Source organism: Hyphobacterium sp. (assembly GCF_043584775.1).
In the GTDB taxonomy this organism is placed as follows: Bacteria; Pseudomonadota; Alphaproteobacteria; order Caulobacterales; family Maricaulaceae; genus Hyphobacterium.
Window position 1 is genome coordinate 1499581 of the sequence record NZ_CP121327.1, and the last position, 22093, is coordinate 1521673.

The window sequence follows — 22093 nt, forward strand, 5'->3', positions numbered from 1 at the left end:
AGCGGGCAACTGCGTCATATCAGGAAATCAGTAAATTCCGCCGAGATCCTCGTCGGTCGATTCATCATCGGCGTCGCCGGAAACCGAGCTGCCGGTAAAGGTCAGGCCCGTCTCACTTGAATCGCCGCTGCGGCTTGGCTCGGTGCCCGGCTGGAAAGCCTCCAGAATCGTGCCCGGACGGCCGAGCACGGACGGTTCGCCGGTGCGCGCATCAATCGGCACCAAGCTGACACCTTCCGGCACGCGGAAAGGCGCAACGGGATAATTTTGCAGAGCCACTTCCAGGAAGTCGCGCACGATCGGCGTTGCCACGCGGCCACCGGCCTCGCCCGAGCCCATTTGCTGGGGTGAATCGAAGCCGACATAAGCGCCAACGACGATGTCCGGACCAAAGCCGACAAACCAGGCATCGCGGAAATCATTGGTCGTGCCCGTCTTGCCCGCCAGCGGACGGCCAAGCGAACGCAATGCCGTACCGGTACCGCGCTGAACGGCGCCTTCCAGGATATGAACCACCTGATAGGCGGTGACCGGGCTGATCACTTCTTCGCCCAGTTCCGGCACTTCCGGTTCGTCCATGCTCGGTTGCCACTCCTCGACGTCATATTCGTCGCTGGCGCGCGGATCGTGGACGTAGATGGTGTTGCCATCCCGGTCCTGCACGCGGTCGATAATGGTCGGCTCGATCCGGGCCCCGCCATTCACCAGTGCGCCATAGGCCGTTACCAACCGCCACAAGGTGGTCTCCCCGGCGCCGAGCGACATGGCCAGCACCGGTTCCAGGTCATCATAAATGCCAAAGCGCTCGCCATACTCGGAAATCGGTTCCATGCCCATTTCCTGCGCCAGGCGCACGGTCATGACATTCCGCGACAATTCGAGGCCCAGGCGAAGCGTCGACATGCCGTAAAAGCGTTCGGAATAGTTTTGCGGACGATAGAAGCGCAGATCCGGGCCGCCGGAGGCGACAAAGGGCGCATCCAGGATCATGGAGACCGGCGTATAGCCATTGTCGAGCGCCGCCGCATACACGAAGGGCTTGAAGGAAGAGCCGGGCTGACGCCGCGCCTGCGTGGTGCGGTTGAACTGGCTCTGCTGGAAGGAATATCCGCCCGCCATGGCCAGCACACGGCCCGTGTGCGGATCAAGCGCCAGAAGGCCGCCATTCACCGCCGGCACCTGCCGCAGGCCAAAGCCTGATGTATTGCCTTCCTCGTCGAGAAGGGCTTCGGTCAGGATCACATTGCCCACCGACAGCACATCTGACGGCCGGTTGATTGTCGAGCCCATCAGGCCATCCGCGAGGGATTGCCGCGCCCACTCCAGTTCCGACAGGGCGATTGTCCCCTCGGCCGGTTCTGGGCCGGTTTCGTCCTCGGTTTCCTGATTTTCAATATCAATGAAATTGGAGCCGTCATCCTCGGGCGGAATCAGATAGCCGATGCGGACACTGTCGGCGGAGACTTCCAGTACAACAGCCGGCATCCAGCCCTCATCGAGATCGGGCGGCGTACCTTCGAATGCATCCAGACGCTCGGCCCAGCCATCTCCCGCCTCGATCTGACCAAGGGTGCCGCGATAGCCGTGACGGCGGTCATAGGCTTCCAGACCGCTGCGGAGCGCGTTGCGCGCGGCCAGCTGCAGCCTTGTATCCAGCGTGGTCCGGATAGACAGACCGCCATTATACAGCTGATCGTCGCCATACGTGTCGAACATCTGCCGGCGGGCTTCCTCGACGAAATATTCCGCCGCGACATACTCTTCGCCGCTGAAGCGCTCGATGACCTGCATCGGCTCCTGAGCGGCTGCTTCGGCCTCTTCCTGCGTAATGAAGCCTTCTGCGGCCATGCGCGACAGCACCCAGTTGCGCCGGTCCAGCGTGCGCTCGGGGTGGCGGATCGGGTGGAAGCGCGACGGTCCATTCACGACTGCTGCGAGGAATGCCGTCTCGGCAAGGGTGAGTTCATCCAGCGACTTGCCGAAATAATTCATGGCTGCGGCCGCGACACCATAGGAGCGCCGGCCGAAATAAATCTCGTTCAGATAAAGCTCGAGGATTTCGTCTTTCTCGAAGGCGCGCTCGATCCGGCGCGCGAGAATCATCTCGCGGACCTTACGCTCCAGACGCTGATCGGAGGACAGCAGGAAGTTCTTGGCCACCTGCTGGGTGATGGTCGAAGCCCCTTCCAGACGATCATCCCGGAGCACATTGCCGATATTGTTGATCGTCGCGCGGACAATGCCAAGGAAATCCAGCCCGCCATGCTCATAGAAATGCGCGTCCTCTGCGGCCAGAAAAGCATTGGACAGGGTCGGTGGAATGCGGTCGATGGGCACGAATATCCGCCGCTCGCGCGCGAATTCGGCAATCAGGCGGCCATCACCGGCATGAACGCGGCTGGTCACCGGCGGCTCGTATTCGGCAAGCTGCGTATAATCAGGCAGATCCTGAGAAACGCGCGCCACATAAACAACGGCGACCACCAGACCGATCAGTCCGAGTGCCACTGCCGCTCCACCGCCCCAGATAATCGCGCGGAACATATTTCGCCAGGTAAAGAGTTTCATGCCGCTCCCGTCAGGCCGGTTTTATTGCTGCGTCTGTTGTCAACATTATGGCGAAGCCTGCGATGGAACGAAAGCCGTTTATCGTCTCAGGCGTATCAGGGGATGGGCGTCAGCTGCGCGGCGCGCACCGGATTAGTGTCGCGCACATCGTCGCGGTCAAAATAGGCATCGACGGCATCGGCCACAGACTGCATCAGACGGCCCCGGAAAGCCGGAGAGGTCAGATTGGCGGCGTCCTGACGATTGGTCAGGAAGCCCATCTCCACGAGAACGGCCGGCACCTGAGAATCCAGCAGGACGTAGAAACCGCGCTGGCGATGGCCATTGGTCAGAACCGGCCCGACCGATTCCATCGAATCCAGCACCATTTCGGCAAAGACGGCCGAACGATTGCGCTTTTCACGCAAGGATAGCGACAACAGGATATTGCGCACGACCGGTTGCTGGGCGGAGGCATTGATGTGCGACCAGTCATTCGAATTTGCCGCCCGGCGGGTCGCCCGGCCCGCACCGCTATCAGACAGCGTGTACACCGCCGCCCCGCGCGCCGAGGAACCGGCGCCGGCGCTGTCCGCATGCAATGAGATAAAGAGATCGGCATTGGCGTCCCGCGCGACCTGAACGCGCTGTTCCAGCGTCAGGAAGGTATCGTCCGAACGGGTCAGCACAACGTCATAACGGCCGGTCGCCAGAAGGCGGCGGCGCAATTCGAGTGCAGCGGCCAGATTCACATCGGCTTCTTCTGCGCTGTTGGCGGACGCGCCCGGATCATGGCCACCATGCCCGGCATCGACCACAATCACGCGGCGATCGCGGGCGGGTTCGGCAAAGGTCGCCTCGCCGCGCTCGGCAATCAGCTGGCTGAGGTCGGAGGGTTCGGGAAAGCCGGATTCGGCTTCTGCCTCGACGCTTTCGACACGGCGCAGATCAATCACGAGGCGATGATGCGGATTGTCGGCATTCGCGGGAATGCCGAACTGCCCGGTAATGACGGAGGGCCCCTCCAGCTCGAACACAAGCCGCGAAGCGTCAGCGGACCGGTCAAAGAAGCGGAAATCCTCGACAAGGCCATAGCCCAGTCCCTCGCCGGTCTCGAGCCCGGACACCGACCAGGCCGCGCGCGGCAGATCAACGACCAGACGCATGGACGGATCGGAGACGGTAAAGGCGCGGAAATCCATTTCAGAGGAGAGTTCGACCACGACGCGGGTCTCGCCCTCATCGCCGCCAAAGCGGACCTGACGGATTTCAGACGCATCTCTCGCGTCTGCCGTTGCGCTCACAGCCAAGCTCCACATCAGGAGCGAAATCAGGAATGAGGACGTTCTGCCCATGACAACACCATCGCATGACGCCGTGATTCGTTGCACGGCTTTTTTCCAGTCTTACCCCGTTTGCATTGACGTTTCGTTGACGACAGCCCCAATTCCGGCTTGCTGATCAAATGCTTTCCATTGCGGACGCTTTCGGGCATGTTGTGAAAAGTTCCGGAAGGTGAAGCGCTTGCGCCGCCTGGCTGAGGTCCCGGTCCGGAACGCGCCGAGGCGGATGTCCGCCAAAACGCACTTCATCCCGCAGGCCAAATCTGTTGCGGCCTGCGCCCGAACCGCCCGTGACGCCGCTCTGATACGATCGGCTCACACCAGGAAAGTTTAACATGCGCGTCGCGCCGATTTTCCAGCCCCTACAATCTGATACAGACGGGTCTGTCTGCTGCGCCGCGCCGCCGCGTCCAATTGGGATGCGTGCAGGAGCAAATTTGCATGTCAAAGAAAATGCTGATCGATGCGAGTCACTCGGAAGAGACTCGCGTCGCCATCGTCGAAGGGTCCCGCGTCGAGGAGTTTGATTTCGAATCCGCGGCCAAGAAACCCATCCGCGGAAACATCTATCTGGCAAAAGTCACCCGCGTAGAGCCCTCTCTGCAAGCGGCCTTTGTCGAATATGGCGGAAATCGCCACGGCTTCCTCGCCTTCAACGAAATCCATCCGGATTACTACCAGATCCCGCACGAGGATCGCCTCGCCCTGCAAGCCGAGGAAGAGAAAGCCGTCGAAGAAGCGATGGCCGAAGCCGATGAGGCCGATGAGACGGAAGGCGAAGACGGCGCCGAGGATGACGCCGATGTCGAAGTCGAGGCCGTTGCCCGCAAGCGCCGGAATTTCTTCCGCAAATACAAGATCCAGGAAGTGATCAAGCGCCGTCAGGTGCTACTGGTGCAGGTCGCCAAGGAAGAGCGTGGCAACAAGGGCGCGGCGCTGACGACCTATCTGTCGCTGGCCGGCCGGGGAAGGCGAGGAAGGCTATAAGGACGCCAAGGGCTTCATGAAGCTTCTGATGCCGTCCCATGCCTCCAAGGTCCAGCAATACAAGGAGCCAATGCCGCTCTTTGTCCGTCACCATGTCGAGGACCAGCTGGAGTCGGCCTATAATGCCGAGACACAGCTGAAATCGGGCGGCTATCTGGTGATCCACCAGACGGAAGCCCTGGTAGCGATCGATGTGAACTCCGGGCGCTCCACCAAGGAACGCAATATCGAGGACACTGCGCTGAAAACAAATCTGGAAGCGGCCGATGAAGCGGCGCGCCAGATGCGATTGCGTGATCTGGCCGGTCTGGTGGTCATCGACTTCATCGATATGGAAGAAAACCGGAATATCCGGGCCGTCGAAAAGCGCATGAAAGATGCGATGAAGAAGGACCGGGCCCGGCTGCAAATGGGCCGGATTTCCCAGTTCGGTCTGATGGAAATTTCGCGTCAGCGCCGCCGGACCTCGATTCTGGAAGGCTCGACGAAGACCTGCCCGCATTGTGGCGGCAAAGGCTATCAGCGGACGCCGTCCTCCAGCGCACTGGTCGCGCTCCGCGCCCTCGAAGAAGAAGGTGCCCGCAAGCGCGCCGCCAAGGTGCGCATCACCTTGCCGACCGATGTGGCGCTCTATCTGCTCAATGAGAAACGCGATCATGTGCTGGCGCTCGAACAGCGCTATGATTTCCGTGTCCTGATCGGTGCGGATCCGGATCTCATTCCGCCGGATTGCAATGTCGAGGTCATTGAGGCCCGTGATCGCTCCGGCGAACCGGAAACAGAGTCCGCCCCGGTGACCCAGCATACGCCCGCCGAATCGCCTGCTTCCGAGCGGGACGACACGCCGACAGAAGATTCCGGCAATGAGGGCGATGGCCGCCGTCGTCGGGGCCGCCGTCGCCGCCGGAAAGATGAAGACGGGCCGGCTTCCGATCAGAGCGCGGCTACGACCGAAACGGACGAGAATGACAGCGATGAGGACGGCGAGACGAAGTCTGCCGCACGTCCCGAGCTCGACGAGAATGGCCAGCCGCGCAAGCGCCGCCGCCGGGGCCGCCGCGGTGGTCGGGGCCGTCGCCGGGGCCGCGGAAATGAACAGGGCGAAAACAACGCCAATGCCGAAGGCCAGCCGGATACAAACGAAGCCAAGGATATTGCCGAAGCACCTGCAGGCATGGCTGTAATCGATCCGGAAGCCGAAGCTGCGCCGCTGCCGACGGAAGCGGCCGACACGGACAAGCCGAAGCGCCGGACACGCCGGAAGAAGGCGGATGCGCCTGCTGAAGCGGCCTCTGAGGCGCCTGCCGAGGACGCGGCCACCGAGCCGCAGGCCGATGCCAAGCCGAAGCGCACGCGCAAGCCGCGCAAGAAGCCGGACGCCGAAACCGATACGTCGGCACCCGATGCGGCAGCCGAAACGCCTGCTGCTACCGAAGACGAAAAGCCAAAGCGCAAGCGCGCGCCCCGGAAAACCGCCGCCGCAAAAGCCAAGGCGGAAACCCCGGCGGACGAGTCAGCGCCCGAGGACAAGCCAAAGCCGCGCCGTGCAGCCAAAAAGCCCGCTGCCAAGGCCGAACCGAAAGCCGAGGCCAAGGCTGAGACAAAGGCTGATGCGCCTGCCGAGTCGGCACCTGCCGAAAAGGATGCCAAGGACAATGCTCCCAAGCGTTCCGGCTGGTGGCAAAAGGGCGCCAAACTCTTTGGCGGCTGACAAATCGCACATGAGGGGCAACGGATAGGACTTGGTCCATCCGTTGCATGTGCTAGAGTTCGAGTTCAGCGGGGGCTGTTCGAAGGATAATTGTATGCGTGCCCTGATCGCTTTTATCGCCGGAATTGTCTCCGCAGCCGCCTTGTCCGGCTCGGCTCTGGCCCAGAACCTCATCCGCGATACCGAAATCGAGATCATGCTGCGGGATTATACCGACCCGTTTCTGGTCGCGGCCGGTCTCGAACCCAGCGATGTTGGCCTCTACATAATCGCTGACCCGGCCATCAATGCCTTCGTCACCGGCGGACAGAATATCTTCATGCATACCGGCACCATTCTGGAAGCGACCGATCCGCTCCAGATCAAGGGCGTTCTGGCGCATGAAACGGGACACATCGCCGGGGCGCACCTGGCCCGCACGGGCGAAGCCATGAACCAGGCGGCCATTCCGATGTTTGCCACGCTCGGCCTGGGTGTTCTGGCGGCTTTTGCCGGTGAAGGCGGCGCAGCCGGTGCGCTGATGGCGTCCAGCCAGCAATTCGGCGCGCTGCAATTCTTTACCTATACGCGGACGCAGGAATCCGCCGCTGATCAGGCCGCCATTCGCTATCTTGAAGAAACCGGAACTTCGGCCGAAGGCCTGATGGAGTTCTTCGAGCGCTTCCGGTATCAGGAGGCCTTCAGCCCGGCCCGCCGCTATCCCTATTTCCGCACTCACCCGCTTTCCTCGGCCCGCGTGGCCGCGCTTCGCGAAGCGGTGGCGCGCTCGCCCTATGCCGATCAGCCCGAAAGCGAAGAAGAAATTGAACGTCTGGCCCGGCTGCAGGCGAAAATCTACGGCTTCATGGCCGAGCCCAGCCAGGTGCTCTATCGCTATCCGGAATCCGATCGCAGCCTGCCGGCCCGCTATGCACGCTCCGTGGCTTACTACCATGATGCGCGCATGGATCGCGCCCGCGAGGAGATCGAATCGCTGATTGCGGAAGAGCCGGACAATCCGTTCTTCTATGAGCTCTACGGCCAGATGCTGTTTGAAAGCGGGCATGCCGAGGAATCCATCCAGTATCACCAGCAATCGGTCGATCTGATGCCGCAGGCACCGCTCTTGCGGATCAATCTGGCGATGTCGATGATTGCCACCGATGATGATGTCTATCTGGAAGACGCCGCCCAGCATTTGCGCGTTGCACTGGATATCGAGCCGGACAATTCCTTTGCCTGGTATCAATTGTCGATTGTCCATGAGCGCAATGGCGATACAGCGCGGGCGCAACTGGCCATAGCCGAACAATCCTATGCGCTCGGTAATAGCGGCCGGGCCCTGCAATTTGCCGTGCGCGCCGCCCCGCAGCTGGAGCGCGGCACGCCGGACTGGTATCGCGCCAACGAGCTGATCGGCGTGGCTCAGGCCAGCCTGCCCGCCCCCGGTGAACGCCGCGAGCGGCGTCTGAGTGTCGGCCGGTAACAGCATCGTCATTGGCAGGGGCGTTCACTGCCGCTAAATGACACTCAGGATTCAATTCGGGGAAGTTTCATGAAAGCGTTTTTTGCCGCCTTGACCGGCCTGTTTGCGATGCTTGTTTTTGCAGCACCTGCCACAGCCCAGTCCGACAGCGAATTCTCCGAAGCCGAGCGGGCTGAAATCCGCGACATGGTCGGCACCTATATCCTCGAAAATCCTGAAATCATCGAGGAAGCGCTGATCGAGCTGCAACGCCGGGCGCGCCAGCGCGAGAGCGAAGCCATGCTTTCAGCCATCCGCGCCAATGCTGACCTTATCTATAACGATGCGCGCGACCCGTCGATTGGCCCGGATGATGCGCCGATCGTGATCGTCGAATTCATGGATTACAAATGCGGCTATTGCCGGATTGCATCGGAATGGGTGGCCGAAGCCCGCCAGGCCTATGGCGACCAGATCCGGTTCGTTTTCAAGGAATATCCGATCCTCGGCGAGGAATCCCGCGTGGCCGCGCGTGCCGCGCTGGCCGCTCTGCGTCAGGGCGAAGACGTCTACTGGCGTTTCCACACCGCCATGGTCCAGTCCAGCGGCCCCCTGCCCGCCGGCCGGATCGAGAATTTCGCCCGCCTCGCGGGTGTCGATGTCGAACAGATGCAGGAAGATATGGATGACCCGGCCATCCAGCAGCATATCGAGCAGGTCTATGCGCTTGGCCGCGCCATCGGTGCGGAAGGTACGCCGTTCTTCATCATCAATGGCCGTGCCGTGCCGGGTGCCAACCGCGACATGCTGGATGAATTGCTGGCGGCCGAACTGATCCGGGTCCGTCAGGGCGGCTAGATCAGGCCGCTGAGCGGGCTGGACGGGTCGGCATAGCGCTTCTTGGGCATGCGGCCGGCCAGATAGGCTTCGCGGCCCGCAATGACGGCATGCTTCATTGCCGAGGCCATGCGGATCGGGTCTTTCGCCTCGGCGATGGCGGTATTCATCAGCACACCATCACAGCCCAGTTCCATCGCCACGGCGGCATCCGAGGCGGTGCCGACGCCGGCATCGACGATGACGGGAACCTTCGCTTCCTCGATGATCAGGCGGATATTGACCGGGTTCTGGATGCCCAGCCCCGAACCGATGGGGGCGCCAAGCGGCATGATGGCGCAACAGCCGGCGTCTTCCAGCTTCCTGGCGTAGACCGGATCATCCGAGCAATAGACCATCACCTGGAAGCCGTCCTTGATCAGCAGTTTCGCGGCCCGCAAAGTTTCTTCCATGTCCGGGTAGAGGTGTTTGGGATCCGACAGGACTTCCAGCTTCACCAGATCCCAGCCGCCGGCTTCCCGCGCCAGACGCAGGGTGCGCACCGCATCCTCGCCGGTAAAACAGCCCGCCGTATTGGGCAGGAAGATGTATTTTTCCGGATCAATGAAATCGACGAGCATGGGCTGGTCCGGATCGGTCAGATTCACCCGCCGCACCGCGACCGTGATCATCTCGCTGCCCGAGGCTTCCAGCGCCCGGGCATTCTGCTCATAGGTCTCGTATTTTCCGGTGCCGATAATGAGGCGCGATTTCAGCGTCCGTCCGGCGACAACAAGGGGGGTATCTTCCATGATTATCCTCCGCCCACGAACTGGACGATTTCGATCCGATCGCCATCGGCGAGCACGGTTTCCGGGTGAAGCGATTTCGGCACGACTTCCAGATTGCGTTCCACCGCGACCTTTTTCGGGTGCAGGCCGAGCGCCTCGACCAGACCGGAAATGGTCAGCCCGTCGGTAAAGTCCTGTGTCTCGCCATTAATGGTCAGTTTCACGCCAACCGCCTCGCCTACTTGAACTTGTCTGTCTGGAGGTCGTAGAACGCGGCCTCCACGTCAAGGGGCAAGGCGCATTCATGGCAGCCAGACTGATGATCCTGAATGGTCCGAATCTCAACCTGCTCGGCAGCCGCGAGCCGGAGATTTATGGCCATGAAACCTTGGCCGACATCAAGGCCATGTGTGCCAGGGCCGCTTTGCCGCACGGGCTGGAAACCGATTTCCGGCAATCGAATCATGAAGGCGTGCTGGTCGACTGGATTCAGGAATCCCGCGAGGGATTCGCGGCTCTGATCATCAATCCGGCCGCCTATACGCATACATCCATTGCTTTACATGACGCTTTAAAGGCGGTTTCCATACCCGTCATAGAAGTGCACATCAGCGATCCATCCACGCGGGAGCCATTCCGGCATCATTCCTTCGTGGGTCTTGTCGCGACCAGAACAATCGCAGGACGCGGTGCGGCGGGTTATGTCGAGGCGGTGGAGATTGCCGCCAGTCTGATCTAGAACACGCCTACCGAATCCGAGCCGAGGGACGATAAACGCATGACCACGTCTTCCAAGTCCGGTGCGAAATCCGCATCCGCCTTCGATCCGAAACTGGTGCGAGAGCTTGCCGACATTTTGCGCGACACCGAATTGACCGAAATCGAGGTCGAGCGCGGCGATCTGCGTCTGCGCGTTGCGCGCACGCTCACTGCTGCGCCCGTTCAACAGGTCATGGCGGCCCCGGCGGCGGCACCCGCCCCGGCAGCAGCCCCCGCCGCAGCGCCAGCTTCTCCCGCATCCAGCGCCAGCGACGCGCCTGCCAATGCAACGCCATCACCGATGGTCGGCACCGTCTATATTCGTCCCAATCCGGATGCCGATGCCTTCTTCAATGTCGGCGATTCCGTGAAAGAGGGCGATACCGTCCTGCTGGTGGAAGCGATGAAGACCTTCAATCCGATTATTGCGCCCAAATCCGGCAAGCTGACAGCCATGCTGGTCGAAGACGGCCAACCGGTCGAATTCGGCGAAGCCCTCTTTGTGATCGATTGATCGGCGAGAACTGATGTTTGAAAAAATCCTCATCGCCAATCGCGGCGAAATCGCGCTCCGGGTGCACCGCGCCTGCCGCGAAATGGGTATCAAGACCGTCGCGATCCATTCCGAAGCGGACCGGGATGCCATGCATGTGCGGCTGGCCGATGAAAGCGTGTGTGTCGGCCCCAATCCGGCCTCGCAATCCTATCTGAATATTCCACAGATCATTGCCGCCTGCGAGATCACCGGCGCGCAGGCCGTGCATCCGGGCTATGGCTTCCTGTCGGAAAACGCCCGTTTTGCCGAAATCGTTGAAGCGCATGATCTGGTCTTTATCGGCCCGACCGCGGATCACATCCGTCTGATGGGCGACAAGATCGCCGCCAAGAAGGCCGTGAAAGAAGCCGGCATTCCCGTCGTTCCGGGCTCTGACGGCGGTATCAGCGACATCGATGAGGCCAAAAAAGTAGCGGACGAGATCGGCTATCCCGTGCTGGTCAAGGCCGCCGCCGGCGGTGGCGGGCGCGGCATGAAGGTCGCGAATACGGCCAAGGATTTCCGCGAAGCCGTTGAAACCGCCTCGCGTGAAGCAGAGGCCGCCTTTGGCGATGGCGCCGTCTATCTGGAAAAATATCTGGGTCAGCCACGCCATATCGAAATCCAGATCCTGGCCGACACGCATGGCAATGTGGTGCATCTGGGCGAACGGGATTGTTCGCTGCAGCGCCGTCACCAGAAAATCCTCGAAGAAGCCCCCTCTCCGGCTCTGACGCCTGAACAGCGCGAGAAAATTGGCCAGGTCACGCGCGATGCGGTCGCCGCCATCGGATACCGCGGTGCGGGCACGATCGAATATCTCTACGAGAATGGTGAGTTCTACTTCATCGAGATGAATACCCGCCTGCAGGTGGAGCACCCTGTGACCGAAGCGATCACCGGTCTGGACCTCGTGCGCGAGCAGATCCGCGTCGCAGCGGGTGAAAAGCTGGGCTACACGCAGGAAGACATCACCTTCGAAGGCTGGGCGATTGAATGCCGCATCAATGCGGAAGACCCGGAAACCTTTGCGCCGTCCCCGGGCAAGGTGACGGAGTTTCATGCGCCGGGCGGTCTGGGTGTGCGTCTCGATAGCGGGCTGTATGCCGGTTATTCCATCCCGCCCTATTATGACAGCCTGATCGGCAAGCTGATCGTCCATGGCAAGACCCGCGAAGAAGCCTTGCTGCGCCTCAAACGGTCTCTGGAAGAAATGGTCATCGGCGGCATCAAGACAACAAAGCCGCTTCACCTGGCCCTTCTGGAAGAAGAAGCCTTCGCTTCGGGCGATTATCATATCCGCTGGCTGGAGAACTGGCTCGCCGAACGCGCCAAGGGCTAGACCATGCCGGGCTTCGGACCGGGCGAATTACTCGACTGCTACCGTACGGGCGTGTTTCCGATGGCAGATTCCGCCGACGACCCGCGCCTCTATCTGATCGAGCCGCCGGAACGCGCCAATATCCCGCTGGACGGATTTCATCTGCCCCGGCGGCTACGGCGCACCGTCCGGCAGGACAAGTTCGCCATCACGATCAATCAGGACTTCGACGCGGTCGTGGCCGCCTGCGCTGCGCCCGCTCCGGATCGCCGGCAGACCTGGATCAACGGCCCCATTCGTTGGCTCTATTCCGAGCTTCACAAGATGGGTCATGCTCATTCGGTGGAATGCCGAATAGAGGGCCGTTTGGCCGGCGGGCTTTATGGCGTATCACTCGGGGCGGCCTTTTTCGGTGAAAGCATGTTTTCCCATATGACGGATGCCTCGAAGGTTGCGCTTGTGCACCTGATCGCGCGGCTGAAGACCGGCGGCTTCAAACTGCTGGATGCCCAATTCATGACCGATCATCTCAGCCAGTTCGGCACAGAAGAAGTGCCCGCCGAAATCTATCGCGAACGCCTCGCAGAGGCGGTGTCGCAGGAGGCTGATTTTTTCAGAATGCCGGAAGGTGCCAGCGGCGATTATGCCCTGCAGTCAATCGGCCAGACGTCGTAGACCGGATGTTCGAGCGGATTGAGCGCCGGGTTGGACGCGAACATCCATCCGGAGAAAATGCGCTGTCTTTCGTCATCCGACAGGCTGCCATCTTCGGCGCGGCGTTCGAAAATCTCGACGAAAACAAAAATTTCCGGCGTTTCTTCCGGCGGACGTTCCCGGCAATAGCGCGGCAGGATCGTCAGGGACCCGAACTGGTATTCCTGGCCAATCGGGATTTCGAAATCAACGGTCCGCGCCGTGACCTTGTCGAGACCGCGCATCACCAGAACACTTCCCGGCAGGCTGGAGCGCTGATTGTTCTGTTGCGCCCCCGCAGAGGCCAGCGGCAGGGCAAGAAGGACACAAAGGAGAAGACGTTTGATCACAGACATTCCATCATGATGCCGCGAAGCGGCGTCCACGTCGAGCCGGCTCACCCCTCAGGCGACCAGCTTTCATAATCAGCGCTATTGGCCTGCCGCTTGCCGCCGCGCGACAGCGCTCCGGCCGGCTTGTAGGCATGCAGTGTGCCGGTCAGGTTCGGCTCGTGGCCTTTTTCCCAGGCATAGGCGGCCTCATCGCCGGTCGGCGCATCTTCATAGGTGTGATGCAGCCAGCCATGCCAGGCCATTGGAACGCGGCTGGCATCGGCATAACCGTTGTAAACCACATAGCGGCGGATGCGGCCGTCTGAACCGGTCGCCTTCTTTTCCTCGAAATACTTGTTGCCGAACTCGTCCTCGCCCACCTTCGTGGCGCCTTTTGCAAACAGCGTCAGATAGGTGCCGGGCGTGGCATCATCCCACCAGGCGAAAATTTTTCCGATAAAGCCGAGCATCCCGCGATCCTTCAAGGGTCAGAGTCGGGCCGGAATATGCCTATCCACACCCGATAGGTCCAGTGCGCTGTGTGTCCATTGGGCAGTTCCCTTCCGGCGCGTATGCTTCCAGCTGATGTAACTGATTCTCTTGATGCGGCGGGGCGGCCATGGCCAAGGCAAAGACACCGGTTTTTTCAACATTTGACATTGCAGACCCGGATGGCGGGACGGGTGATGCCCTGCGGGCGCCGGAGGACTGGAATGTCAGCGCGGCCGCTGCTCTGGCAGAGCTCTGCACCATTGCCCGGCCTGTCGAAACCCGGATGAAGCCCGGCACAAAGGGCCCTGACGTCTTGCGCAAGCGCAGCCCTGTCGGCACCGACCGCGCCCCGGAACGCGATGCCGAGACGGTTTTTGACCGGATTGCCGTGCATTTTGCCGCACCGACGAAAGACGCGGCCATCCACGCCGCCCTCAAATCGGATCTTCTGGCGCGCCGCATACTGCCCGCCTCTGAACTCATCCGGCATGCAGGCATTGATATCGCCTATGGCGATGCCATTCCGGCGCTGGACGCATGCGAGTATATCTTGCCGGTGGCTGCCGATAGCGGCGAAGCCCGGTCTCTGCCACAGGATATCAGCAATGCCCGCCTCAAGGCGGCGGTCAGCGATGTTGGCGCGCGGGTTCTGCGTGACCGGCTGATGGCGATTGGTCATGCTGTCGCACAGTGCGCCGGTGAGGCCGAGGACTGTCTTGATCCGGCGCAAAATCCGGCGCTGAAGCGCGCTCTGCAGGCCGCCAGACGCGACGGCGCCCCTGATGAGGCCATCGAGCATGCGCTCGCTCTGGCGCGTCAGGGCGAGTTTGACGAGCCGGATCTCGGATTTGTGCCATCGGTTACGCCGCCTGCCCCGGTGCTGCAGATTCCCGCAAGCCTACTCGACGCCGAGGCTGATGATGCCGTCTGGACCTTCCATGATGGTAAGGAGGCCGGCGCGCGTGACTGGTGGCATCAGATCGCCCAATCGGTATGGAGCTTTGGCGCACCGGACTTCCGCTTTGCAGAGGAACGCCCGGCACCCGGCCCGGTGCTTTATCTCAATCTGCCGCTCTTTGGCGCAGACACGAAGGCGATCGGCAAGACCGTCTCGCTCTGGGCTGATGCGCTGCGCAAAGGCGCGAAGAAAACGGCCCCCGCCGGTACCATCTCGCTGACCGGGTTTGCGGCGCTGTTTGCGCAGCTGGGCCTGCCCTATGACAGCGATGAGGCGCGCAGCCTTGCCACCGAGATCGCACAGGCCGCCATGACCGCAGCTGGCGAGCGGGTGACCATTGCCGCCATCGAGCCGGAGGGCGTTATCGCGCGCCTGATGGAGGCGGATTCGCGCGGGCTCGCGCCCCTCAACGACGTGCTGGTGCAGACGGTATCCGGCCGGGAGATGCGCCCGTGCGTGATTGCCGGCCTCAAAACCCTTGGCCTCGGCCTGACGGACAAGGGCGCCATGACCGCTTTTGCGCGCCCCGCCCCCGATGCGGTGATCGCGCTTGCGTCTGCTCTGGAGGCGGACATCAATGGCCCGGCGCCTGCGATTGTGACGCTTCCGGCCGATGCCGGACCGGATCAGGTCGCCCGCCTGATGCGCCAGGCCGGCAAGGCCGGGCTTTCCAGCCTGAAGATTGACCGTCAGGGCTCCGGGCTTGCCGGTATTCTGGACGAGATCGACGAGGATCTGGAGCCGGGCGAGGAACGGATTGTCGAAAAGATCGTCGAGAAGATAGTCGAAAAGCCGGTCAATCGCCGCAAAATGCCCGATCGCCGCAAGGGCTATATCCAGAAGGCGACGGTTGGCGGTCACAAAGTCTATCTGCACACCGGCGAGTTCGACAGTGGCGAGCTGGGCGAAATCTTCATCGACATGCACAAGGAAGGCGCGGCCTTCCGCTCGCTGATGAACAATTTCGCCATCGCGATTTCCATCGCCCTGCAATATGGCGTGCCGCTGGAAGAATTCGTCGATGCCTTTGTCTTCACCCGCTTCGAACCGGCCGGCGAGGTGGAAGGCAATGACTCCATCCGCCATGCGACCTCCATCCTGGATTACCTCTTCCGCGAACTGGCTGTGTCCTATCTGGGACGCAATGATCTGGCCGAGGTGCAGCCGGATCTGACGGGCGGAATTGGCCGCGGCGTGGCGAAGGAGAAAGTCGTTCAGGAAGATGCGCTGCGCTATATCTCCAAGGGCTTCTCCCGCGGGCAGCTGCCCGACAATGTCGTCATGCTGACAGCCGACATGCGCAAGGCCAAGGCGGACGAAAGAGAGGCCGAAACGCCCGCAACTGCCGACATCCTGCCGCCCGACAGTTATGATGGCGACCCCTGCCCCGAATGCGGGCATTTCACCGTGGCGCGCCTGAATGACGGGACGCTGGATTGTCAGGCCTGCGGTTGGGTCAAGAAAAGCGGAAGCGCCGGCTAGTTCTCGATCACTTCGACCGGTCCGAACGGGACGCGCGGGAAGCCCAGATCGCCCTCGGGCGGCCATTCGAAACCGGCCTGCGCCAGACGGCGGGAGAAATCCGGCACGGCATCGCGGTCAAATGGCGCGCCGCAACGGCAGGAATCAATCGCCGTTATCAGATCAAGATAGCCATAGGGCCGGGCGTCGATTTCTGCGGCGACCGCGTTGGCAGCCTCGGTATCGCCCATCCAGGCCAGCAGGATGAGATTGAACCAGTCGGCATCCTCGCTCAGGAAAGGCGTCAGCGCCTCCCGGGCGATGTCGCCACCGCGACGGGCCGCCAGACGAAGCGATTCCCATTCCCAGTGCGGCTGCAGCTGGGCCTCGGCCTCATCCAGCAGGCCAAGACCCAGAAGCGCATCAAATCCGATGACTTCCGCCTCGTATTCCATGCCCCGCTCTCTCAGGTCTTCTGCCCACTCGCGGGCGGCATTGAAGTCACCGCGCACCAGAAGCGTATTGCCATAGTAGAGGCGGGTTAAGGGGTTCAGCGGATCGCAGGCGACCAGACGGTCAGCATAGGCCAGACGCTGGTCCAGATTGCTGTACAGATAGGCGAAATCCTGAGTCCAGTTGTCATGCGCGCACATATCCGACGTAATCGCCAGCTCGAGCGATTGCCGGGCGAAGGTCCAGTCTTCCGCGAATAGAGTATCGTTGACGGATGCAATGGCCCTCCGCGTGTCGCTGGAGGCGGTGTCATAGGCGAGTTGCAGCAATTCGGTCTGACGAATCCGGGCCTGTTCGCGCGCCGCTTCGTCATCTGCGAGCGTGCCATCGCTCAGCAGGTGAGCATACCAGTCGCTTTGTAAAAGATAGGCTTCGGAGAAATCCGGGGCGAGTTCGGTTGCACGGGTAAAGTGGGCATCCGCCTGCTCAAGAAAGCGATTGGTGTCATCCTCTTCATGCGCGCGGTTCCAAAGCGCCTGGCCCTGTTGAAAGGCGATGAAGGCGTCGATATTGCGGGTGCCGGAATTGCGCATCTGACGGCGATTTTCCTCGCTGAGCACGACGTCCAGGACAGCGGCAACATTCTCGGCAATGTCTTCCTGTATCTCGAAAACATCTTCCATGGTCCGGTCATAGGTCTGCGACCACAGATGCGTGTCGTCGGCGGCCCGGATCAGCTGGACCGTGATGCGGACATCGTCGCCGGACCGGCGGACCGAGCCTTCCATGACGTGCGCTACACCGAGGCTTTCCGCGATCTCGGGGATAGACGGCAAGTCCCGCCCCCGAAACTGGAAGGCGGACGTTCGGGAGGTCACGCGCAAATCCGGCAAGGTCGCCAGAGAGTTCAGGATTTCTTCGGTCAATCCATCCGCGAAATAGGCGTCATTGCGGTCATCGCTGAAAGGCAGGAAAGGCAAGACGGCCACGGAAAGCTCTGCCGGTTCGGGCGGCACGAACTCATTGGCCTGGCCTGCCGCACCTTCGGCGGGTGTCACGATATTCACTTCGCTGTCATTGCGCGCCAGCGGCGGAGCGCCGGTGCGGATGGTGTGGCTGATCGGCTGCCAGGCCAGCAGGCCGGCAAACAGGACGATACCGCCCATCAACACATAGTCTATCGGACGCGGGGCTGGCAGGTCGTCGGCTTCATCGGCATTCAGCGGTCGCGTGGCGCGGATGCCGTCCGGCGTCAGTTCGAAGGTCCAGGCGACAAACAAAACGACCGGAAATGCAGCGACCAGAAGGATCAGGGCGACACTGTCGGCCCAACTTGGCAGACCCGCAGCGCCTTCAACGCCCTGCACCACTTCGAAAGTCACCCACGCCACGGCCAGATATCCGGCCGCGAACCGGTATACATTCCGGCGTCTCAATTCGTGCAGCAATCGACCCATGAGCTACATGCCCCTCGCAGGGCAATTGCGAAACGCCATGACGCCGCCGACAGTCCGGCGTTGCAATTCCCGCAATAGCTGACCCATGGAATTCCCCCTATTCCCTGAAATGACACGGATTAAGAATTAACTCAACGAATTCCGGTAATAATGCGGGAGGAGAGTCCGGCACCGGGCTTGCACGTATCAGGGGAATCCTGAAGGGAGCGATCCAGAATGAAACGACTCGCGCTTATCGCCGCCGCCATCATGGCGCTCACCGCCCCCGCCATGAGCCAGAATGCGGGGGAAATTGCCCGGGTTCAGGCCGGATCGTCCTGTGCGGGATGCAATCTGTTTCAGGCCGATCTGGCCTATCGCGATCTGCCGAATGTGAATCTGTCGGGCTCGCGGCTGCGTCAGGCCAATCTCAGTCTTTCGACCATGAATGGTGCCAATTTCAGCCGCGCCGACCTGTCGGTGGCCGACCTGTTTGGCGGACGCTTTACAGGGGCGAGTTTTGCGCACACCAATCTGCAGAATGCCAATCTGGTCGGGGCCTATTTCGGCAGTGCCGATTTTTCCGGAGCCGACCTCACCGGTGCTATTTTGTCCGGCGCTGAGATGGAACGGGTCCGGGGCCTGACACAGGCACAGCTGGACACAGCATGTGGCGATCAGGAAACCCGGCTTCCGGCCGGTTTGCGCATTCCGGTTTGCTAACGATCAGGTAACGGGCGACTTACAGCGATTTAAGTCGAATTTTTTCTGGAATTGCTCTAATTCCTTGTTCCGTGAAAATATTTACCTTCTCCCTTCTGGCTTTGTTTGGCCTTCTGGCGGGCTCTGCCTTTGCAGGCGACGATCATCCGCACAGGACCATCACGATTTCAGGCGAGTGCCGCAGCTGCGAGCTGGCGCGGGAAAATCTGTATGGCGCGGAAATCCTGGGCGCCGTGTTTATTGACGCCAATTTTGATGGCGCGAATCTCAGCCAGTCCGCCATTATTGAAACCCGCTTCATGGGATCACAGCTGAACGAAGCGCATTTCAACCGCTCCCGATTGTCCGGCGTGATTTTTCACGGCTCTTCCCTGCAGGGCGCGGATTTCTCCCAAGCGCGAGGTGAGCGGGTCCACTTTGACGCGTCGGACATGGCCGATGCGGACCTGAACCATTCCCTGATGATTCTGGCGAGCTTTGTGGAAACCGATCTCAGTCGCGTCGATTTCAGCTCGGCGCGGCTGTTCAATGCCCGGTTTGATGCCGCCATTCTGGACGAGACCAACTTTACCGATGCGCGATTGCCGGGTGCCATTCTGCGCAATTCACGCGGCCAGAACGTGTTTTTTGTCGGCGCGGACATGCGCGGCGCCGACCTGTCGGGCGCACACTTGACCGAAGCGAATTTCGAAGGGGCGAATCTGAATGGTGCGCGGCTGGCCGGTGCCATTCTGCTTGATGTCCGGGGACTGACGCCGGAGGCCGTGCAGGACGCCTGCCGAGATGCCGAAAGCCGTCTGCCCGAAGGTCTGGAATTGTCTGACTGTTCCGAATTCCCCGTGAGTTCAACCACATCCGGCGAGCGGCCCCAGACGGTGACTTTCACCATTTCACAACGGCGGATCAGCGAGGCAAGCCCCGCCGCACCGCGCGGCGATGGCGTCATCCGGCTGGAACTGATCCGCGAAGAACAGGCCCGGGCCGTTGCCGAATTCGAATCCGCCCGCGAAGCGCTGGAAATCACCCGCAGAGCGGTTGCCGAAGCGCAGGCCGCCTCACGTCACATGGATGCCGATATCCGTGAAGAGATGCTGCAGGAAGCCGAACGGCGCATGGAAGAAGTCGAAGCGGCCGAGGAAGAACTCCAGCAACAGCGCGCCATCGTGATCGAACAATTACGCAATAATCCGGACCTGCTGCGGCTTGTGCGCAATTCCGGCGAGCGTCTGGTCTATCGCGAGGATGCCGATATTGGCTCAGGCAATGCGACGAGCGGCTCCGTTATCGTGGACGGCAATCGCTATCAGCTGAATGGCCGGTATCGCTGGGTATTTGAAATGCCCGCACCGCCGACCCCACCTGAGCCGCCGGAATCGTCCGCCGACCCGCTGGGACCGAAAGGCCCCGGCACGCTGCCGCAGGTCGCAGACGAGGACTGATCAGCTCTTTTTCGGTTCCTGAACGACGACGCGCAGGCTGAGATCCTTCAGTTGTTGCGGATCGGCCTTGGCGGGCGCATTCATCAACAAATCGGCGGCCTGCTGGTTCATCGGGAAGACGCAGACTTCGCGCAGATTCTTCGCGCCGACGAGCAACATGACAATCCGGTCGACGCCAGCTGCCATGCCGCCGTGGGGCGGTGCGCCATACTTGAACGCCCGATATAGCGCGCCAAAGCGTTCCTTCACCACATCCGGACCCAGGCCGGTAATGCCGAAAGCCTTGATCATCGTTTCCGGAATATGATTCCGGATCGAGCCGGACGCGATTTCAAATCCGTTGCAGACCAGATCGTATTGCTGGGCCTTCAGCGCCAGAAGCGCGTCCGTGCCTTCGGCTTCGGCAGCTTCCAGAGCCGCCATGCCGCCCTTGGGCATGGAGAATGGATTGTGAGAAAATTCAACCTTCTTGTTTTCTTCATCCCACTCATACATCGGGAAATCGACAATCCAGCACAGCGCAAACCGGTCTTCATCAATCAGGTTGAGCTCTGACCCGACGCGATCGCGCGCCTTGCCGGCAAAGCTGACAAAGTCTTTTGGAACGCCGGCCACGAAGAAGACGGCATCGCCATCCTCCAGCCCCAGCTGGTTGCGGATCGCAGCCGTGCGCTCTTCCCCGATATTCTTGGCAACCGGACCAGCGCCCTCACCGTCACGGAAGAAGATATAGCCCAGCCCCGGCTGGCCTTCCTTCTGCGCCCAGGAATTCATCCGGTCGCAGAACGCGCGGGAGCCGCCCGACGGTCCCGGGATCGCCCAGACTTCCACTTTCGGGTTTTTCTCGATCATGCCGGCGAAAATCTTGAAGCCGGAACCTGCAAAATGTTCGGTGACATTCTGCATCTCGATCGGGTTGCGCAGATCCGGCTTGTCGCTGCCATATTTGGCCATGGCGACATCGTAGGGAATACGCGGGAATTCAGCCGTGACCGGCTTGCCCTCGGCAAAGTCCTCGAAGACAGAGCGGATGACCGGCTCCATGGTCGTGAAGACGTCCTCTTCCTCGACAAAGCTCATCTCGACATCGAGCTGATAGAATTCACCCGGCAGGCGGTCGGCGCGCGGGTCTTCATCGCGGAAGCACGGCGCAATCTGGAAATAGCGATCAAAGCCGGAGACCATCAGCAATTGCTTGTATTGCTGCGGGGCCTGCGGCAGCGCGTAAAACTCACCAGGATGGATGCGGCTCGGCACAAGGAAGTCGCGCGCGCCTTCCGGGGAGGAGGCCGTCAGGATCGGCGTGGCAAACTCGAAGAAGCCGGCTGCCGCCATCTTGTCGCGCATGGCGCGAATGATCGCCACGCGGCTCATGATGTTGGAGTGCAGCGTTTCGCGGCGCAGATCGAGGAAGCGGTATTTCAGGCGCACCTCCTCGGCCCATTCCGGCTCACCAAAGACGGGCATGGGCAATTCTTCGGCCGCGGACTGGACGGCAACGTCCTCAACCCGCAATTCGACTTCGCCGGTCGGCAGGTTCGGATTGATCGCCTCGGCAGACCGCGCCACCACCTTACCGGTAATGGTGATGACGCTTTCGACGCGCGCGCGCTCGAGCAGCTCAAAATGCGGGCTTTCCGGCTCCAGCACGCACTGGGTCAGGCCGTAATGGTCTCGCAGATCGATGAAGAGCAGACCGCCATGATCGCGTTTGCGATGGATCCAGCCGGAAATCCGGGCGGTGGTATCAACGTCGCTGGCGCGAAGCTGGGCGCAAGTGTGCGAGCGGTAAGCGTGCATGGTGAAATCCGTTCCGGAAAGCGCGTGAATTTGATCGGCGCGACATGGCGGA

The 22093-nt window shown here is 61.3% G+C and carries 17 protein-coding genes and 1 pseudogene; 10 read left to right on the forward strand and 8 right to left on the reverse strand.

The window, feature by feature from the left end:
* Window positions 1-27 precede the first annotated feature (27 nt).
* Both P0D52_RS07400 and P0D52_RS07405 read right to left on the reverse strand, forming a co-directional pair.
* Window positions 28-2544 (reverse strand): penicillin-binding protein 1A, encoded by a 2517-nt coding sequence (locus P0D52_RS07400; RefSeq protein ID WP_394694775.1) that lies wholly within the window; start codon window positions 2542-2544, stop codon window positions 28-30.
* A gap of 119 nt (window positions 2545-2663) precedes the next feature.
* The gene (locus P0D52_RS07405) at window positions 2664-3938 is read right to left on the reverse strand and encodes an N-acetylmuramoyl-L-alanine amidase (RefSeq protein WP_394692031.1); all 1275 of its coding nucleotides are present in this window, start codon (window positions 3936-3938) and stop codon (window positions 2664-2666) included.
* Window positions 3939-4331: 393 nt separating this feature from the next.
* Here P0D52_RS07405 and P0D52_RS07410 point away from each other — a divergent pair.
* From P0D52_RS07410 to P0D52_RS07420, 3 genes and pseudogenes are all read left to right on the forward strand, one after another.
* Window positions 4332-6588: pseudogene (locus tag P0D52_RS07410) on the forward strand (ribonuclease E/G).
* A gap of 94 nt (window positions 6589-6682) precedes the next feature.
* Window positions 6683-8053: a M48 family metalloprotease gene (locus tag P0D52_RS07415; RefSeq protein ID WP_394692032.1), complete on the forward strand. Its 1371-nt coding sequence runs from the start codon at window positions 6683-6685 to the stop codon at window positions 8051-8053.
* Between the two features lie 69 nt (window positions 8054-8122).
* Window positions 8123-8890, forward strand: coding sequence for a DsbA family protein (locus tag P0D52_RS07420; RefSeq protein ID WP_394692033.1), 768 nt, complete (start codon window positions 8123-8125; stop codon window positions 8888-8890).
* On the opposite strand, the gene P0D52_RS07425 is transcribed toward P0D52_RS07420, so the two are convergent.
* Complete coding sequence (locus tag P0D52_RS07425) at window positions 8887-9660, reverse strand: thiazole synthase (RefSeq protein ID WP_394692034.1); 774 nt, start codon at window positions 9658-9660, stop codon at window positions 8887-8889. The two genes, P0D52_RS07420 and P0D52_RS07425, sit on opposite strands and share 4 nt — an antisense overlap.
* Before the next feature lie 2 nt (window positions 9661-9662).
* Complete coding sequence (thiS, locus tag P0D52_RS07430) at window positions 9663-9863, reverse strand: sulfur carrier protein ThiS (protein WP_394692035.1); 201 nt, start codon at window positions 9861-9863, stop codon at window positions 9663-9665.
* 80 nt (window positions 9864-9943) lie between these two features.
* On the opposite strand from thiS, the gene aroQ reads away from it, so the two are divergent.
* Genes aroQ through aat form a run of 4 tightly spaced genes read left to right on the forward strand, consistent with a single transcriptional unit; the run spans window position 9944 to window position 12929 of the window.
* Window positions 9944-10378, forward strand: a complete 435-nt coding sequence (gene aroQ, locus P0D52_RS07435; RefSeq protein WP_394692036.1) for a type II 3-dehydroquinate dehydratase — start codon at window positions 9944-9946, stop codon at window positions 10376-10378.
* A gap of 39 nt (window positions 10379-10417) precedes the next feature.
* Window positions 10418-10912 carry an acetyl-CoA carboxylase biotin carboxyl carrier protein gene (gene accB / locus P0D52_RS07440; protein ID WP_394692037.1) on the forward strand — a complete coding sequence of 165 codons (495 nt, stop codon included), beginning with the start codon at window positions 10418-10420 and terminating at the stop codon, window positions 10910-10912.
* 13 nt (window positions 10913-10925) lie between these two features.
* Window positions 10926-12275: an acetyl-CoA carboxylase biotin carboxylase subunit gene (gene accC, locus P0D52_RS07445; RefSeq protein WP_394692038.1), complete on the forward strand. Its 1350-nt coding sequence runs from the start codon at window positions 10926-10928 to the stop codon at window positions 12273-12275.
* 3 nt (window positions 12276-12278) lie between these two features.
* Window positions 12279-12929, forward strand: a complete 651-nt coding sequence (gene aat / locus P0D52_RS07450; protein WP_394692039.1) for a leucyl/phenylalanyl-tRNA--protein transferase — start codon at window positions 12279-12281, stop codon at window positions 12927-12929.
* On the opposite strand, the gene P0D52_RS07455 is transcribed toward aat, so the two are convergent.
* Both P0D52_RS07455 and P0D52_RS07460 read right to left on the reverse strand, forming a co-directional pair.
* Window positions 12896-13297 carry a DUF2155 domain-containing protein gene (locus P0D52_RS07455; RefSeq protein ID WP_394692040.1) on the reverse strand — a complete coding sequence of 134 codons (402 nt, stop codon included), beginning with the start codon at window positions 13295-13297 and terminating at the stop codon, window positions 12896-12898. The two genes, aat and P0D52_RS07455, sit on opposite strands and share 34 nt — an antisense overlap.
* Before the next feature lie 47 nt (window positions 13298-13344).
* On the reverse strand, window positions 13345-13749 hold the full coding sequence (locus tag P0D52_RS07460) for an NADH:ubiquinone oxidoreductase subunit NDUFA12 (protein WP_394692041.1): 405 nt from the start codon (window positions 13747-13749) through the stop codon (window positions 13345-13347).
* Window positions 13750-13898: 149 nt separating this feature from the next.
* On the opposite strand from P0D52_RS07460, the gene P0D52_RS07465 reads away from it, so the two are divergent.
* Window positions 13899-16211 (forward strand): hypothetical protein, encoded by a 2313-nt coding sequence (locus P0D52_RS07465; RefSeq protein ID WP_394692042.1) that lies wholly within the window; start codon window positions 13899-13901, stop codon window positions 16209-16211.
* Here the strand turns inward: P0D52_RS07465 and P0D52_RS07470 are convergent.
* Window positions 16208-18100 carry a hypothetical protein gene (locus P0D52_RS07470; protein WP_394692043.1) on the reverse strand — a complete coding sequence of 631 codons (1893 nt, stop codon included), beginning with the start codon at window positions 18098-18100 and terminating at the stop codon, window positions 16208-16210. The genes P0D52_RS07465 and P0D52_RS07470 overlap by 4 nt on opposite strands.
* Before the next feature lie 216 nt (window positions 18101-18316).
* Here P0D52_RS07470 and P0D52_RS07475 point away from each other — a divergent pair, with 216 nt between their 5' ends.
* Complete coding sequence (locus P0D52_RS07475; protein WP_394692044.1) at window positions 18317-18802, forward strand: pentapeptide repeat-containing protein; 486 nt, start codon at window positions 18317-18319, stop codon at window positions 18800-18802.
* Between the two features lie 71 nt (window positions 18803-18873).
* Window positions 18874-20241, forward strand: a complete 1368-nt coding sequence (locus tag P0D52_RS07480) for a pentapeptide repeat-containing protein (protein ID WP_394692045.1) — start codon at window positions 18874-18876, stop codon at window positions 20239-20241.
* Here the strand turns inward: P0D52_RS07480 and aspS are convergent, their stop codons facing one another.
* Complete coding sequence (aspS, locus tag P0D52_RS07485; RefSeq protein WP_394692046.1) at window positions 20242-22041, reverse strand: aspartate--tRNA ligase; 1800 nt, start codon at window positions 22039-22041, stop codon at window positions 20242-20244.
* Window positions 22042-22093 lie beyond the last annotated feature (52 nt).